Genomic DNA, 16,817 nt, shown 5'->3' on the forward strand with positions numbered 1-16,817 from the left:
ATTATGCAAGTACAATGGAAGGGTGTTATGCCCGCTGTAACCACCAAATTCACAGAGGCCGATACTCTGGATTTAAAGATGTTTGAGCAAAACATAAATGCTCAGGTCGAGGCGGGTGTTAGCGGAATTATACTGGGAGGCACCCTGGGCGAAGCCAGTACACTTTCAGATGATGAAAAGAGGATTCTTATTGAGACCACTGTAGGCATCGTAGATGGGAAAATTCCTGTTATCATAAACATTGCAGAACAATCCACCAAAGGAGCTATTATGGCTGCAAATAATGCATTAAAGTATGGTGCAAGTGGACTTATGATGCTACCTCCGATGCGCTATAAAGCAAATGATTATGAAACGGTTACCTATTTTAAGGCTATTGCCCAAAGTACAGACCTGCCAATCATGATTTACAATAATCCGGTAGATTATGGAATTGAAGTTACGCTGGACATGTTTGAGGAAATATTACAATGCGCCAACATACAGGCGGTAAAGGAATCTACCCGTGATATTTCTAATATCACCCGAATAAAAAACAGATTTGGAGATCGGTTAAAAGTACTTACAGGGGTAGATACCCTTGGGCTTGAAAGTATATTAATGGGGGCCGATGGCTGGGTAGCCGGCCTCGTCTGTGCCTTTCCACAGGAAACCGTTGCTATTTACGAACTGGCAAAAGCCGGCAGAACTGCCGAGGCTTTACAAATTTACCGCTGGTTTTTACCGCTATTGGAACTGGATATAAGCCCACAACTGGTGCAGAATATTAAATTGGCTGAAGTTGCCACAGGAATAGGCTCAGAAAATGTGAGGGCACCCAGACTCGCGCTACAGGGAGACGAACGCCAAAGGGTTTTAAAAATTATAGAAGAAGGAATGAAATCCAGACCAACATTACCGGATTATAAAGATTTGAACAAAACATCTTATCATACGGCCTAACTAACAACACTATGATCACAGGAAAAAATTATATTGGAAATAAACACTCTGCCAATGGCAGTAAGACTTATAAAACTTTTAACCCCAAATTAAATCTGGAGAACGAATGGACTTTTTATGAAGCCACAGGAGAGGAACTGAATGAAGCCGCAAAACTAGCCTCAGAAGCTTTTGAAAGTTATAGAAACTTCACAGCAGAACGTAAGGCCGGCTTTTTAAGAGTTATTGCTGATGAAATCGAAGCCCTGGGTGATTTGCTTATCGATACCTATTGCCTGGAAAGCGGTCTCCCCGAAGGCAGGGCTAAAGGAGAACGGGGGCGCACCGTCGGTCAGTTAAGAACCTTTGCCAACACTTTGGAAGATGGTTCCTGGGTAGAGGCCAGTATTGATACTGCGCTGCCAGACAGGACTCCTGTACCAAAACCCGATATAAGAAAGATGCTTTTCCCTATGGGGCCTGTTGCCGTATTTGGCTCCAGTAATTTTCCACTAGCCTATTCCACTGCGGGTGGGGATACTGCCAGTGCACTTGCAGCCGGTTGTCCGGTTATTGTGAAGAGTCATCCCATGCATGCCGGAACAGGGGAACTGGTAGCTTCAGCCATTCAAAAAGCAGCAAAAAAAACAGATATGCCCAATGGGGTGTTTTCCAACCTGAACAGTAGTGGCATTGAAGTGGGTCAGCAACTTGTTAAACACCCAGTGATAAAGGCAGTTGGATTTACGGGAAGTATCCGGGGTGGAACAGCCTTGCAAAAATTGGCCAATGAGCGTCCGGAACCAATTCCTGTTTTCGCTGAAATGGGCAGTATTAATCCCGTAGTGGTATTGCCTTCTGCCCTTCGAGAAAAGGCAAGTTCTTGGGCGGAACAATACGCCGGATCTATTATGTTGGGTGCTGGGCAGTTTTGTACCAATCCCGGACTTATTTTAGGCCTGAAAAGTGAAGCCCTGGATACTTTTATCAGTTCCCTGGGGAAAGAAATTGCGAAGCTGGAACCCAGTTGTATGTTGCATCCCAACATTTATGGCAATTACGAAAGAGGTAAGCAAACAGCTGCTGCCCAGTCCGGTACCAGCCCAATAGCAAATTTTGGAAAAGACCCACAGCCCTATTTTGCCCAACAACTTGTGCTTACAACCGAAGGGAAAAATTTTCTGGAGAACCCCAAACTACACCAGGAAGTATTTGGCCCCTTTTCAATAGTTGTTCAATGCGAGAATATCAAGGAACTCATCAGTATCCTCAATAATTTGGAAGGACAGCTTACCGGTACCATTTTAGGAAGCGTACAGGAAGTAGGTGGACATGTAAATGTGGTGTCCGCCCTCGGAAGTCGGGTTGGCCGGATTATTTTTAACGGCGTTCCTACCGGGGTGGAAGTTTGCCCCTCTATGGTACATGGCGGACCTTTCCCTGCTTCAACAGATAGCAGGTTTACCGCAGTGGGCCCGTATGCAATAAAACGTTGGGTAAGGCCCGTGGCCTATCAAAGCTGGCCCCAGGATCTTCTCCCGGATGAGCTTAAAGATGAGAATCCGCGTCAAATTTTACGATTGGTAAATGGGGTTTATACGGATGCAGCGATTTAACAGACCATAGGCCAATGGCTATAACTACCTTTAATTGTATTGATGCTCATACTTGCGGTAATCCTGTACGGGTAGTGGCAGAGGGTGGCCCCGATTTGAAGGGCCGGAACATGAGCGAAATGCGGCAACACTTTTTGGAGTCTTATGACTGGATTCGTAAAGGTCTTATGTTTGAACCTCGCGGTCATGATATGATGAGCGGTAGTATTTTTTACCCTCCGGCAGATCCTGTAAACGACCTGGGTATCCTATTTATTGAAACCAGCGGTTGTTTGCCTATGTGCGGACATGGCACTATTGGTTCCATAACCATTGGAATTGAAGAAGGGCTAATACACCCTAAAATTCCCGGAAAAATTCGTTTGGAGACCCCTGCAGGTTTGGTTGAAGTTGAATATCAGCAAACAGCTAAAAAAGTAGATTGGGTCAAATTCAACAATGTAAAGTCCTTTCTTGCAGCTGAGGAATTAAATATTGAAAGCGCTCATTTGGGTACTTTAGTTTTTGATGTTTCCTATGGAGGGAATTTTTACGCGATTGTAGATCCCCAGAAAAACTTCAGCGGGCTGCAGGATTACACCGCCACGGAACTCATTCAGTTTAGTCGGGAAATACGTAAGGCTATTAACGCAAAATACCCCAATCAATTTATACATCCTGAAAATGAGACCATCAGAGATGTGAGCCACATTCTGTGGACCGGCAGCACCATAGCGCCAAATGCCACCGCCCGGAATGCTGTTTTTTATGGGGACAATGCCATAGATCGTTCACCCTGTGGCACAGGCACCTCAGCCCGGATGGCACAATGGCATGCTAAAGGCCTCCTGAAATCAGCTGAAGATTTTATCCACGAGAGTTTTATCGGGTCTCAGTTTATAGGTCGTATTGAAGAAGTTACTACTTTAGACAATAAAACGGCCATTATCCCCAGCATTAAAGGATGGGCTAGGGTTTATGGATATAATAAAATAAACATTGATGATGATGACCCTTTTGCACAGGGCTTTCAGGTAATTTAATATGAGTAAACGCATAGTTATCATTGGCGGTGGAATTGCTGGTTTGAGTTCTGCCTATTATTTATATAAGTCAGGTCACCAGGTGACCGTTATAGATAAATCAGACATAACTGCCGGGGCTTCTTTTGTGAACGCTGGTTATATTACTCCCAGCCATATCATTCCACTGGCATCTCCGGGAATGATTGTTAAGGGCATTAAATGGATGTTCAATTCGGCAAGTCCGTTTTATATGAAACCGCGGTGGGACCCGGATTTTTTTAGATGGTCCTGGTATTTTCACAAGTCTTCCACCCAAGCCAAAGTGACAAAGGCAATTCCGGTGATCAAGGATATTAATATTTTAAGTCGTGGTTTGTTTGAAGACATCTATGCATCTGGTGATCTAGGTGAATTTCAACTGGAACGAAAAGGTCTGCTAATGCTGTACAAAACAGATAAAGCAGGTGAAGGTGAATTAGAAGTGGCACAGAAAGCACGTTTTCTTGGACTCGAAGTAAAAGCCCTGGACCTTGAAGAATTGAAGAAACTGGAGCCTGATGTAAAATTAGATGTAAAAGGGGCCATCCATTATGAATGTGACCGCCATACAACCCCTACTGAATTTATGCCTAAAATGGTAAAACATCTCAAGGATGCCGGGGTGAATCTAAAAACTAATGAAGAAGTACTGGAGATTTCCACTTCAGCGGGTCTAATTACTGAAATAACAACCTCCAAAGGATCTTACAATGCCGACGAAGTAGTTTTGGCAGCCGGTTCCTGGAGTGGCAAGATATCAAAACAATTGGCTGTTAGCCTTCCCTTGCAAGCAGGGAAAGGATATTCAATTAATGTAAAAAAGCCTACCGGGATCAGCATTCCGGCCGTACTTTTGGAAGCCAAAGCTGCGGTTACCCCTATGCAAGGCTTTACACGTTTTGCCGGAACCATGGAATTCTCAGGTATTAACAATAACATAAGAAAAGAGCGGGTTGAGGCAATTGCCAAGGCGGCAAAAAGTTATTATCCGGAAATTGAAATAAGTATGGAGGACAAGGCAAATGCCAAAAGCGGGCTTCGGCCGGTAAGTCCGGACGGCCTGCCGTATATTGGCAGGAGTATAGCCTATAGCAACCTTGTTTATGCCACCGGGCACGCCATGATGGGCTGGAGTCTTGGTCCGGCCACAGGGAAACTCGTTTCAGAAATAATTGACAATAAAAAAACAGCAATGGATATTGCGCCATTTAACCCCGACAGAAAATTTTAAGATTAAAAGCAAAAGTTCTCAATTCACAAATAATGGCTGATATGGTTTTGGATAAAGTGATTGTAGATTCTCCCGGGAGGATCAATATCATTGGGGAACATACCGACTATAATCTGGGATATGTATTACCCACTGCCATAGACAAGAGAATTCGCTTTACACTTGAGAGAAATAATACAGATACCCAATGTGAAATTAGAAGCAGGGGATATGAAAAAGCACTTGTTGTAGATCTTAAACATATTGCCCCGAGCAACATTCAATGGGAAAATTACATCCTGGGAGTGTTGTATGAAATCTATAAAAGAAATCAGGAACTAAAAGGGTTTCAATGCACTATAGAAAGTGATCTGCCGGTTGGCTCAGGAGTCAGTTCGTCAGCAGCCCTGGAATGCGGTCTGGCCTTTGGACTCAATGAACTTTTTGATCTTGGATTGTCTAAACATGAGATCGTGGCGCTATCCCGGGATGCAGAACACAATTATGTAGGTACCAAATGTGGCATAATGGACCAGTTTGCCTCAGTAATGAGTAAAAAAGATCATGTGATCTTACTGGATTGCAAAAGTATGGAGCATACCTATGTGCCATTTGCCATAGCCCCCTACAAACTTGTTTTATTAAATAGCAATATTTCTCACAGCCTGGCCAGTAGTGAGTACAACACCAGAAGAAAAGAGTGCGAAGAAGGAGTAGCCATCCTGCAAAAAAATTACTCCTATGTAGCATCGCTAAGGGATGCCAATCTCAAGATGATCGAGACCTGTAAAACGGCTTTGAGTCCGAAAGTGTTGGATAGATGTACCTATGTGGTGGAAGAAAACAACAGGGTTTTGAATGCTGTAAAAGCTTTAAAAAAGGGAGATTTAAAAACCCTTGGAGCTTTGATGTACCAAACACACGAGGGCCTCCGAACTTTATATGAAGTAAGTTGCCGGGAATTAGACTTCTTAGTGGATTTTACAACAAATATGGAGGAGGTTTTAGGTGCCCGGTTAATGGGTGGTGGCTTTGGCGGATGTACCATCAATTTGGTTCATGAAGATGTAGCCGATGCATTTATTCAATCGGCATGTGAAGCGTATGAAAAGGAATTTAATATTAAACTGACTTCTTTTGAAGGGCATCCCAGTGCCGGGACTACCCTCCTATAACTTCGGGCTAAAATAGTGACACTTTTTTTTGTACTTTAAAAGTGTAAAAAATAGTACTATGAAAGCACCTAAACACAATCGTCGGGAATTTGTAAAAAAAAGTAGCCTGGGCCTTATGGGATTAACCCTCCTGCCGTCGCTAACAACTAAAGTAGCGGCAAGTGACCGGCTTCGCGTGGCTCATATTGGGGTTGGTGGCATGGGAAATAACCATATGAAATGGTTCGCCGGTTTAGATGATGTAGAAGTGGTTGCCCTTTGTGATGTAGATGAATTGCATCTGGCCGATAGCTTAAAAACTTTGGAAAGTCTTCAACCGGGATCTAAAGTCAGCGGGTATAAAGATTTTCGAAAAATTTTGGATCGAAAGGATATTGACGCCATAACCTGCGCTACTCCGGATCATTGGCACAGCCAGATTGCATCACTCGCCTTCCAGGCAGGGAAAGATGTCTATGGTGAAAAACCACTTTCATACGACGTAAAAGAAGGACAATTATTACTTAAAAACCAACAGAAATACAACCGTATTTTTCAATTGGGAACGCAGATTCATGCCACAGATAATTACCACAGAGTAGTTGAATTGATTCAGGCCGGGGCCATTGGAAAAGTCCATACCGTAAGGCTTTGGAAAACTGGTGGACCTCCGGATTTGACCGAGACTGTAATAAAACCTATTCCCAAAACCCTGGATTGGGATATGTGGCTGGGGCCAGCACCATATGTAGATTATATTCCTGCAAAATGCCATTTTACCTATAGGTATTTTATGGATTATTCCGGTGGGGTATTTGCCGATTTCTGGTGCCATATTGCTGATGTGGTATACTGGGCAATTCAGCCAAAAGGCCTGAAGAGTATCTCAGCCAGAGGGGAAGAAGCCGATGGAATAGCCAATACACCTAAATGGATAGACGTGGATTATGAATTTCAGGATTTAAAACTGTTCTGGACTTCCACCCCACCCGATGTTCCCGGTGCGGCGAAAAGAGGCATTGGCGCTTATTTTGAAGGTGAAAAGGGCACCCTTATTTGTGATTATGAAACCCGGGAAATCACCATCAACGGTGAGACGGTTACCGATATTCCGGAAATTCCAAAAACCCTGACGCGCTCTCCCGGTCACCAGCAGAATTTCGTTGATGCGGTAAAATCGCGTAAGCCCTCGGAGTCTAACCTGGCCTATGCCAGAGAGATGACCCTGCCCATGCATTTGGGATTAATATCCTGGCAGCTGAACAGAAAACTGGCATGGAATGCTGAAAAAGAAAAATTTATTGGGGATAAGGAAGCTAATGCACTGCTCTCCAGAAAGCCCAGGAAAAAATGGGATTTAACTTAACAAAAAAACCAACCATGAACAACCTTTTTAGGTTTCTATTTGGTATTGTCTTACTTATATCAATAACTAGCTGCGGCACAGATCCGGAACCGGGCTCAAAAGAACATATTACTACAGTTACAAATCAGATAGATGAGAATAGGCTTCTGACTGCCGATGAAAGCCCTGGAGATTGGCTCAGTTATGGGAAAAATTACAAAGAAGACAGGTTTAGTTCCTTAGGTCAGATCACCAAATCTAATATAGATAGTTTAGGATTGGCGTGGAGCATAAACCTGGGAACCAAACGTGGTATTGAAGCAACACCAATTGTGGTAGATGGTATTATGTATGTTTCGGGGCCCTGGAGTGTGGTATATGCCATTGATGCCAGAAAGGGTGAACTTATCTGGACCTATGATCCTAAAGTTCCCAAAGGACATGGCGAAAAGGCTTGTTGTGATGTGGTGAACAGAGGGGTCGCCATCTATAAAGGTATGGTGTATGTAGCCTCTCTTGATGGCCGCTTAATTGCTATAAACGCAACTACAGGTGAACAATACTGGGAGGTGCTCACCGTTGATCAGAGTAGAGGATATACCATAACAGGAGCTCCAAGAGTAATTGACGGAAAAGTAATCATAGGAAATGGAGGGGCAGAATATGGAGTAAGAGGCTACATTTCTGCCTACGATGCCCTAAGCGGTGAGCAACTATGGCGGTTTTATACCGTACCTGGTAATCCTGCAGATGGATTTGAGTCCAAAGCCATGGAAGACGCTGCAAAAACCTGGACCGGAGAATGGTGGAAATTTGGTGGTGGAGGTACGGCATGGGATGCCATGGCCTATGATCCTGATTTAAACCTTTTGTACATTGGCGTTGGGAATGGTTCTCCATGGAATAGGGATATTAGAAGTCCGGGGGGAGGCGATAACCTATATTTATCCTCCATTGTAGCTTTAGACCCGGATGATGGAACATATCAATGGCATTATCAGACTACCCCCGGAGACACCTGGGATTATACCGCAACCCAACATATTATTTTAGCTGATCTCGAAATAAAAGGTACAAGCCGGAAAGTGCTGATGCAGGCTCCTAAAAACGGGTTTTTCTATGTGATAGACCGTACTAACGGGGAATTTATTTCTGCTGAACCCTATGTTTATACGAATTGGGCAAAGAGCATCGATAAAGAAACCGGACGGCCCGTAGAAAGTAGTTTTAGCAGGTATCCAAATATGAATTCAGAAATATCGCCATCGGCCTTAGGCGGACATAACTGGCAACCTATGGCTTTTAATCCTGTTACCGGATTAGTTTATATCCCCGCACGTGAAAATGGTATGTTTTACGGGCAACCTGCCAACTGGAAATATGAAGAGGACGGAAGAAGCTGGAACACGGGTTCAGATTTTGACCCGGAAAAAAAAGTCCATGAAGATCTGATGGCCAGAAGAGGTTTTGGTAAACTGATAGCCTGGGACCCTATAAAGCAAAAGGAAGTCTGGAATGTAAAACAACTCACCCCATGGAATGCAGGAGTTCTTTCCACGCGCGATTTTGTTTTTCAGGGAACTTCAGAAGGCGACTTTGTAGCTTACGATGCCGTTACAGGAGAAAAAGTTTGGTCCTATCCATTAGCAACCGGAATTATTGCACCTCCCATTACCTATGAAATAGATAATGTACAATATATCACTATCCCTGTAGGTTGGGGTGGCGTAATGGGACTCTGGACAAAGTTTACAGAACAGATAAATCCCGGTACCATTTATACCTTTGCCCTGGGCAGGAATGAACCCATGCCCTTTTTTGAAAAAAAGCCAGCTCAGCAACTGGTAGACCTTGATTTTGAAGCCACCACAGCTCAAATAGACCATGGCCAAAAATTGTACCTCAAGTATTGTACCCGCTGCCATGGAGGCGGTAATCTTCCCACGGGTGGCGGAAGCATTCCTAACTTAGCTTATTCCCAACCCGAAACCTTAAACATGATAACACAGATTGCCGGGGAAGGTGTTTTTCTTGAAAAAGGAATGCCCAATTTTGGTGACCGCTTATCTAAAGAAGACATTGGTGATATTAAAAATTACATTTTGAATGATGCCAAAGAAAGGAGAGAAGCACAAACAAATAGCAATAATGAACCAGCTTCCTCGCTACATTAGTTTATAAAAATATTAGTATGGAAACCGAAAAACTACCAGCATTACCTTTTGATGAATGGACAGAAATCAGGATAACCGTTCATTTACTACTCCAAATATTGGGTAAGACAAGATTGAAATCAACCACCAGAAAAAACCATTGGTGGTACATTACAATCTATGTTACCCCAAGAGGCTTTGGGACCTATAGCATCCCCATAAATGACGGGTTGGACAGCTTTGAAATAGAGTTTAATATAAAAAGGAAAGCGGTCATCATCTCCCAAAGTTCAGCAGAGGAAATTGTGTTGTCCCTTGAAGATAATCCTACCATAGCAGATTTTTACACACGGTTTATGGCCGAAATAAATGGCATTGGTGTATTTCCAAAATTTATTGACAAACCATTTGATGTAGGCATCGATAAAAGCTTCAACGAGATTACAGAGTACCACCATTACGACTGGAAGTATATTAATACCTTCTGGAAACTGATGTTGTGGAATAACAACGTTTTTCAGGAATTTAGCGGTCGTTTTTACGGAAAAACCTGTCCCGTTCACATCTACTGGCATCACCTCGATTTAGTGGTTACCAGATTCTCCGGGAAAAAGCTTCCTCCTATGGATAAATCTGCGAGGATTTTGGAAAAAGAAACCTATTCCCATGAACAAATTAGCTTTGGATTTTGGGTGGGCGACAATAATGTGCCAGAGCCAATGTATTACTCCTATACCTACCCTTCCCCTGATGGGATAGATGAGGAACCCCTTCAACCAAAAGGGGCATTCTGGCAGGATAGCAATGGTAGCCCTATGGCCCTGTTGCGATACGAAGATGTTAAGAATTCAACGAACCCGCGAAAAGCTGTACTCGATTTCTTGGAAAGCACCTACCAGGCAGGTGCAAAAAGGGCAAAATGGAATATTGATGAGCTTACTGTACCTGATTTAGATCAACTTTGAACAGAGAACAATATATTGTTATCACTTGTAGCGGGGGTAAGATGGGTACTCCATCTAATGATGCTCTCGTTGCTTTTGCCCCGGAATAAAGGAATTAAAATACTTAAAAACCACTATGGATCGAAGAAAATTTATAAAAAATACCGCAGCTTATGGTGCTGTACTTTCCGTACCCTTTCCTTTTTCGAATACTCTTTTTGCAGCCAATCTTTCTTCGGATCTGACAGATTTCAGCGCATCCGATCTTTCAGTCGCAATAAGAACAAAGCAGGCCAGTTGTGTAGAGGTGATGCAGGTCTATCTGAATCATATCCACCGCTACAATCCGGTGTATAATGCCATTGTGAGTATGGTTAATGACGATGAATTATTAGGCTTAGCACGCCAAGCAGATCAGGCCTTAGCCAGAAATGAATATTGGGGATGGATGCACGGCATGCCCCACGCAATTAAGGATTTGGCTCCGGTGGCTGGATTGCCTTACACAAGTGGATCGCCCATGTTTGCTAAGCGCATAGCTGAAGAAGACAGTGCTTTGGTGGCAAAAATTCGAAACCAAGGCGCCATCTTTATTGGCAAAACAAATACGCCGGAATTTGGCTTGGGTTCCCAATGCTACAATCCGGTATTCGGGGCCACGGGAAGTGCTTACAATCCGAAATTGACCTGTGGTGGCAGTAGTGGAGGTGCGGCCTGCGGTTTAGGCACTCGTATGCTTCCTGTCGCAGATGGTGGCGATATGATGGGATCCCTTAGAAATCCAGGAGCATTTAATAATGTAATAGGTTTCAGACCGAGTACAAATGTGGTGATGGATGAAGGGGATGCTGAAAACAGGCTTCTTTCGACCTCCGGACCTATGGGGCGAAATACCCGTGATACTATTAAACTATTACAGACGATCGCACGTAGCCCCGATTTTGATAACTTAAATCCCCTAAGCCTCAATAAAATAAAGATAGGCTGGATGGGCAATCTCAATAATTATTTGGCGATGGAGCCCGGAATCCTTGAATTGTGTGAGGCCAGCCTGGGGGAAATAGCGAGTGCTGGTGCAAAAGTAGAATCTATGCAGTCCAATTTTAATATGTCAGATTTATGGCAAAGCTGGACCATCCTGCGTCATTATGGGCGTATGAACATGCTGGATTACTATGAGGATCCAGACACCCGGGGTTTGCTAAAACCAGAGTTGATATGGGAAATTGAACAGGGTCTGCGTTTTAATGAGAAAGATGTAGATAGGGCAAATATGATTCGCACCAATTGGTACGCCGAGTTAGACAGGATGTTTGGTGAATATGACTTCCTGGTTTTACCCACCGCACAAGTGTTTCCGTTTCCAAAAGAGATCCACTGGCCCAAACAAATTAATGGGCGGGAGATGGATACTTATCATCGTTGGATGGAAGTAGTTATTTTAGGAAGTTTGGGTGGCATTCCGGTAGTTAATGTCCCTGTGGGATTCGATGCAAAAGGCAGGCCAATGGGTATGCAGGTCATGGGTAAATTTGGAGATGATAAAAGGGTATTGGAGTTTGCCCTGGCATATGAACAGATCACTAATCATTTAGGCCAGAGACCCGAATTGATCGCAGTTGATGATTAGAATTCTCTTGTAATTAAACAGGTACCTTCGCAAAATTCAGAGGATTACATTATGAAATTTTTTGAAAAATTATTCTGGTAGATGACAACCAATTAAACTTTCCCATGGGTGTAAAGGATTCCGTATCTTAGAGCCAGAAATCCCTATAAATTTCTAAAGTGTTTATTTAGTTGTTCGGGTAATTAGCATCAGTGAGAAAACAAAATTAGAAATCTCAAATTGAGTAAATTTGAATCAAAATAAAATAATATGAATTTCAATTTAGCCGTGTTAATCGACGGTGATAATATCCCGTCAGCCTATATAAAAGAGATGATGGAAGAAATTGCCAAATACGGCAACCCAACGATAAAAAGGATTTATGGTGACTGGACCAGACCTCATTTGTCAAAATGGAAAAACCTGTTACTTGAAAATGCAATAACTCCAATTCAGCAATATGGATATACCACTGGAAAGAATGCTACAGATTCAGCAATGATAATTGATGCTATGGATATTTTGTATTCGGAAAAAGTTCATGGCTTCTGTTTGGTATCCAGTGACAGTGATTTTACCCGTCTGGCCACCCGTCTAAGGGAAGCTGGAATGCAGGTAATAGGAATTGGAGAAAAAAAGACGCCCAACCCGTTTATTGTTGCATGTGACAAATTTATATATATTGAAATTTTGAAAAACCAATCTAAAGGGGCAGTATCTGAGAGTGAAAAAACTGCAACCAAAGATAGTGTCGATAAAATAACTTTAAAGGAAATTAAGTTGATTGCCACAACTATAGACGACACATCCGACGACGATGGATGGGCATTTTTAGGGGATGTTGGCAGTTTGTTGCAAAAGAAACAAACGAATTTTGATCCCAGGAACTACGGTTTTCAGAAATTAACTCCATTGATTAAATCTATTGGAAAATTTGAGATCGAGCAGAGAGAAAACCCAAAAAGCAAACATAAATTAATATTCGTCAAAAACAAAAGCAGGGTATAAAATCAATGATTTAAGTTACTCCCATTATCGTCCTGAAATATGAAAAAAAGAAGTCTTCATCTTTTTGCCGATTGGTCGTCCATGGTCTTTAAGGCCTCCCCTAAGGCGGAAAGTTGTCGATGTTACTTATCAGCCATATTTTTAAAATGTATTTTAGTCACAGGGTTATTACTAACGGTTTCCTGTCAGGAAAAAGAAGTTAAAAACGATCTTGCTGTTGCCCCGCCGGCCATTTTAGACTATCCTATTCAGCCCGTGCCCTTTACGTCGGTACATATCCAGGATGATTTCTGGGCCCCTCGTTTAGAAACCAACCGACAAGTAACCCTGCCCTATAATTTTAAAAAGTGTGAGGAAACAGGAAGACTTAGAAATTTTGCCATTGCCGGAGGGCTGGAAGAAGGAGAGTTTGAGGGGATTTTTTTTAATGATTCCGATGTATTTAAAGTAATAGAAGGAGCCAGTTATTCGCTGCAGGTACACGACGATCCCGAGCTCAAATCCTTTCTGGACGACTTAATTGTCAAGATCGCTGCGGCTCAGGAAGCCGATGGCTATTTATATACCAACCGCACTATAGATCCCGAAAAGGCCGCGGACGGTGGAGGGACTGAAAGATGGACGAATCTTCAAACCTACCACGAATTGTATAATGTGGGGCATCTGTATGAAGCCGCCGTGGCGCATTATCAGGCAACAGGAGAAAGAACCCTGCTCGACGTGGCCCTTAAAAATGCGGACCTCGTGGATGAGGTATTCGGACCCGGGAAAAACATGGGCGTGCCCGGACATCAGGAAATAGAACTTGGGTTAGTGAAACTCTATCGTGTAACAGGAGAAAAAAGATATTTGGATCTCGCCAAGTTTTTTATAGATGAGCGCGGCAATGCCGAGGGACATAATACTACGGAGGGGAAATATGCCGGAAAATATCAACAAGATCATATGCCGCTTGCAGAACAGGAAGAGGCAGTTGGGCATGCCGTAAGGGCCGGATATTTCTACGCTGCAGCTACTGATCTGGCAGCCCTGACAGGTGAAACCGCTTATGATGAAGCACTTGATAAAATTTGGAATGATATTGTACACCAAAAGATTTACATTACCGGGGGCATTGGCGCCGAACCCAAGTATGAAGGCTTTGGTCCTGATTATGAGCTTCCAAATGCGACGGCTTATACCGAAACCTGTGCAGCCATTGCATTAATGCTGTGGAATGAACGCATGTTCCTTAAAAGCGGTAAGGTAAAATATATGGACGTTTTTGAGAGAACCCTTTATAATGGCTTTCTTGCCGGAGTTTCTTTTGAAGGCAATACCTTCTTCTATCCAAACCCTCTGGAAGCCGATGGGTTTACAAAATTTAACCAGGGGGTCTGTGGCAGATCCCCATGGTTTGATTGTTCATGCTGTCCGGTAAACGTTGTCCGTATTTTACCTTCGCTTCCAGGCTATATCTACGCTACCAAAGGGAAAGAAGTATATGTAAACCTGTATATGGGTAATAAGGCCGAGATTCCCATGGGAGATCAAATGCTGCAGCTTATTCAGACCACAAATTATCCCCGGGATGGTAAGATTGAACTGGAAGTGTTGAATAGTGAAACAATAGCTGCCAATTTTAAATTAAGGGTTCCGGGATGGGTGCGAAATGAAGTCATGGATGGTGACCTTTATAAATATACAGACAATCAAACCCCTTCAATACACCTGACGGTAAATGGTGAAAATGTGGAACCGGTACTGGAAAATGGCTATATAACTCTTGAGAAACACCACTGGCAGCAGAACGATAAAATAAACATCTCATTTGAAATGCCTGTCCGCAAAGTAGCAAGTCATGATCTTGTAGTGGCCAACAAAGGTAAAATGGCCTTAGAACGAGGACCAATAGTCTATTGCGCCGAGGAAGTAGATAACCCCAAAGGTGTCCTGAATATCCTGTTACCAGCAGATGAAAAATTCACCTATTCTTTTGAAACAGATTTACTCGGTGGCCTTGGTAAAATTGAAAGTCCTACCCTCACCGCCATCCCCTATTATGCCTGGGCGCATCGTGGAAATGGTGAAATGGCAGTTTGGATAAATGAAACTCCTGCCCAATGAAAAGGACAGTCTTTCTCTTACTACCAGTTTTTCTAATCATTTTTCAAAGCTGTGAATCGCCAAAGGAATTGCCCAAAAAGGAACTTCCTCCAAATATTATCCTCATACTGGGAGATGATATGGGGTATTCCGATATTGGTTGTTATGGCGGGGAAATAAATACCCCAAGGCTGGACGAACTGGCCAAAAATGGTTTGCGGTTTACCCAATTTTATAACGGGGCTCGTTGTTGTCCCAGCCGTGCCTCTTTACTTACAGGCTTGTATCCTCAACAGGCAGGGATAGGACATATGGTGTATGATAGAGGAACGCCTCCATTCAGGGGAGATTTAAGTAGTAATGCAGTAACCATCGCGGAGGCTCTGAAAGGAGCCGGATATTCCACCTATATGTCTGGTAAATGGCATATTACACCATACGTTATTGATAATCCGGATAAAAGTAATTGGCCCAGGCAAAGGGGTTTTGATAAGTTTTTTGGTATCATATCAGGAGCAGGCAGTCATTACGACCCTCGTTCTTTAGCAGAAGACAATGAATATGTTCCGCCGAGGGAGGGTTTTTATAGCACCACAGACTTTACGGATTATGCGGTAAAAAGTATTGAAGATCATAAGGGGGAGAATCCTTTTTTTCTTTATTTATCGTATACTGCTGCACATTGGCCAATGCAGGCTCCGGCAGATGCTATCTCCAAATACAAAGGTCAGTATGATAAGGGTTGGGATGAAATGCGAGAGGCTCGTTTTGAACGGATGAAAAAAATGGGGTTGGCCGATGAAGATTGGGAATTAACTGCCCGGGATTCTTTTGTACAAGCCTGGTCTGATGAACTCCCTGATAAAGAGTGGGAACTTGCCAATATGGAAACCTATGCAGCTATGACAACGCTTATGGATGAAGGTATTGGCCAGGTAGTGGATGCACTTAAGGCCAAAGGGCAACTGGAGAATACAATAATTTTTTATTTGCAGGACAACGGCGCCTGTGCTGAAGAACTGGATTGGATAAATAATAGACCGGATGAAAAAGAGGTGGTGGCTCTGGCTCCGGATGAAGTACAAACCGAGATGATTCCTTTTACCAGCCGGAACGGGAAGTCTGTAAAAATAATGAAAGAGGGTTGGCCGGGTCCTGCGGACGGGTACACGGCCTATGGCCTCAACTGGGCAAATGCCAGCAATACTCCGTTTAGGGAGTACAAACATTGGGTACATGAAGGAGGGATTGCTACTCCTTTAATTGTTCATTGGCCGGCAAAAATTAAAAAAGGCTGGGAATTAAGAAAAACCCCAACCCATTTAATAGATATTATGGCCACCTGTGTTGACCTGGGTGGCAAGGCATATCCCGTAAACTATAATGGAAATATAATTAGGCCTATGGAGGGCAAAAGTTTAGTGCCCATTATAGAAGGAAGAGACCTGGAAAGAGATGCCATTTATTGGGAACACGAAGGTAACCGGGCGATTCGTATGGACAAGTGGAAATTGATTTCCAAAGCACGTAAAAAGAACTCTTATATCTGGGATAAAACAGATGAGTTGGAATTAGCAAATTGGGAACTGTTTGATATGGAAAAAGACCGTACAGAAATACATGATTTAGCTGCCACGCACCCCGAATTGGTTAATAAAATGGCAGCGATGTGGCTAGAATGGGGAAAACGAACGGGTATTGTACCCAGACCTGAGAAAAGATAATTCCG

Annotated in this window: 12 protein-coding genes; all 12 read left to right on the top strand. The window is 43.1% G+C overall.

The window, feature by feature from the left end; genetic code table 11:
• Nucleotides 1-3 precede the first annotated feature (3 nt).
• The 12 genes from Q0874_RS17175 to Q0874_RS17230 all read left to right on the top strand — a co-directional run bounded on the left by Q0874_RS17175 (nt 4) and on the right by Q0874_RS17230 (nt 16,812).
• Nucleotides 4-942, top strand: coding sequence for a dihydrodipicolinate synthase family protein (locus Q0874_RS17175; protein WP_299164784.1), 939 nt, complete (start codon nt 4-6; stop codon nt 940-942).
• A gap of 11 nt (nt 943-953) precedes the next feature.
• A complete protein-coding gene (locus Q0874_RS17180) occupies nt 954-2,537 on the top strand; it encodes an aldehyde dehydrogenase (NADP(+)) (RefSeq protein WP_299164785.1) in 1,584 nt (527 codons plus the stop codon).
• Between the two features lie 14 nt (nt 2,538-2,551).
• Complete coding sequence (locus Q0874_RS17185) at nt 2,552-3,559, top strand: 4-hydroxyproline epimerase (protein ID WP_299164786.1); 1,008 nt, start codon at nt 2,552-2,554, stop codon at nt 3,557-3,559.
• Nucleotide 3,560: 1 nt separating this feature from the next.
• Nucleotides 3,561-4,811, top strand: a complete 1,251-nt coding sequence (locus tag Q0874_RS17190) for an FAD-binding oxidoreductase (protein ID WP_299164787.1) — start codon at nt 3,561-3,563, stop codon at nt 4,809-4,811.
• A 41-nt stretch (nt 4,812-4,852) separates the two neighbouring features.
• Entirely contained in the window at nt 4,853-5,965 is a 1,113-nt protein-coding gene (galK, locus tag Q0874_RS17195; protein WP_367275464.1) for a galactokinase, read from the top strand.
• A 58-nt stretch (nt 5,966-6,023) separates the two neighbouring features.
• Complete coding sequence (locus Q0874_RS17200; RefSeq protein ID WP_299164789.1) at nt 6,024-7,310, top strand: Gfo/Idh/MocA family oxidoreductase; 1,287 nt, start codon at nt 6,024-6,026, stop codon at nt 7,308-7,310.
• Between the two features lie 14 nt (nt 7,311-7,324).
• Nucleotides 7,325-9,463 (top strand): PQQ-dependent dehydrogenase, methanol/ethanol family, encoded by a 2,139-nt coding sequence (locus Q0874_RS17205; protein ID WP_299164790.1) that lies wholly within the window; start codon nt 7,325-7,327, stop codon nt 9,461-9,463.
• A 17-nt stretch (nt 9,464-9,480) separates the two neighbouring features.
• The gene (locus Q0874_RS17210; protein WP_299164791.1) at nt 9,481-10,407 is read left to right on the top strand and encodes a DUF5996 family protein; all 927 of its coding nucleotides are present in this window, start codon (nt 9,481-9,483) and stop codon (nt 10,405-10,407) included.
• A 115-nt stretch (nt 10,408-10,522) separates the two neighbouring features.
• Nucleotides 10,523-12,016 carry an amidase gene (locus Q0874_RS17215; RefSeq protein ID WP_299164792.1) on the top strand — a complete coding sequence of 498 codons (1,494 nt, stop codon included), beginning with the start codon at nt 10,523-10,525 and terminating at the stop codon, nt 12,014-12,016.
• A 249-nt stretch (nt 12,017-12,265) separates the two neighbouring features.
• Nucleotides 12,266-13,003: an NYN domain-containing protein gene (locus Q0874_RS17220; RefSeq protein ID WP_299164793.1), complete on the top strand. Its 738-nt coding sequence runs from the start codon at nt 12,266-12,268 to the stop codon at nt 13,001-13,003.
• Between the two features lie 39 nt (nt 13,004-13,042).
• Entirely contained in the window at nt 13,043-15,109 is a 2,067-nt protein-coding gene (locus Q0874_RS17225) for a beta-L-arabinofuranosidase domain-containing protein (protein ID WP_299164794.1), read from the top strand.
• The gene (locus tag Q0874_RS17230) at nt 15,106-16,812 is read left to right on the top strand and encodes an arylsulfatase (RefSeq protein ID WP_299164795.1); all 1,707 of its coding nucleotides are present in this window, start codon (nt 15,106-15,108) and stop codon (nt 16,810-16,812) included. Before Q0874_RS17225 ends, Q0874_RS17230 begins: the two co-directional genes overlap by 4 nt.
• The last annotated feature ends 5 nt before the right edge of the window (nt 16,813-16,817 follow it).

The organism is uncultured Eudoraea sp. (assembly GCF_947490415.1).
In the GTDB taxonomy this organism is placed as follows: domain Bacteria; phylum Bacteroidota; class Bacteroidia; order Flavobacteriales; family Flavobacteriaceae; genus Eudoraea.

Excerpts from the sequence above, each read along its gene's own strand:
- Q0874_RS17175 (WP_299164784.1), top strand. The coding sequence starts at position 4 with ATGCAAGTACAATGGAAGGGTGTTATGCCCGCTGTAACCACCAAATTC.
- Q0874_RS17180 (WP_299164785.1), top strand. The coding sequence starts at position 954 with ATGATCACAGGAAAAAATTATATTGGAAATAAACACTCTGCCAATGGC.
- Q0874_RS17185 (WP_299164786.1), top strand. The coding sequence starts at position 2,552 with ATGGCTATAACTACCTTTAATTGTATTGATGCTCATACTTGCGGTAAT.
- Q0874_RS17190 (WP_299164787.1), top strand. The coding sequence starts at position 3,561 with ATGAGTAAACGCATAGTTATCATTGGCGGTGGAATTGCTGGTTTGAGT.
- galK (WP_367275464.1), top strand. The coding sequence starts at position 4,853 with ATGGTTTTGGATAAAGTGATTGTAGATTCTCCCGGGAGGATCAATATC.
- Q0874_RS17200 (WP_299164789.1), top strand. The coding sequence starts at position 6,024 with ATGAAAGCACCTAAACACAATCGTCGGGAATTTGTAAAAAAAAGTAGC.
- Q0874_RS17205 (WP_299164790.1), top strand. The coding sequence starts at position 7,325 with ATGAACAACCTTTTTAGGTTTCTATTTGGTATTGTCTTACTTATATCA.
- Q0874_RS17210 (WP_299164791.1), top strand. The coding sequence starts at position 9,481 with ATGGAAACCGAAAAACTACCAGCATTACCTTTTGATGAATGGACAGAA.
- Q0874_RS17215 (WP_299164792.1), top strand. The coding sequence starts at position 10,523 with ATGGATCGAAGAAAATTTATAAAAAATACCGCAGCTTATGGTGCTGTA.
- Q0874_RS17220 (WP_299164793.1), top strand. The coding sequence starts at position 12,266 with ATGAATTTCAATTTAGCCGTGTTAATCGACGGTGATAATATCCCGTCA.
- Q0874_RS17225 (WP_299164794.1), top strand. The coding sequence starts at position 13,043 with ATGAAAAAAAGAAGTCTTCATCTTTTTGCCGATTGGTCGTCCATGGTC.
- Q0874_RS17230 (WP_299164795.1), top strand. The coding sequence starts at position 15,106 with ATGAAAAGGACAGTCTTTCTCTTACTACCAGTTTTTCTAATCATTTTT.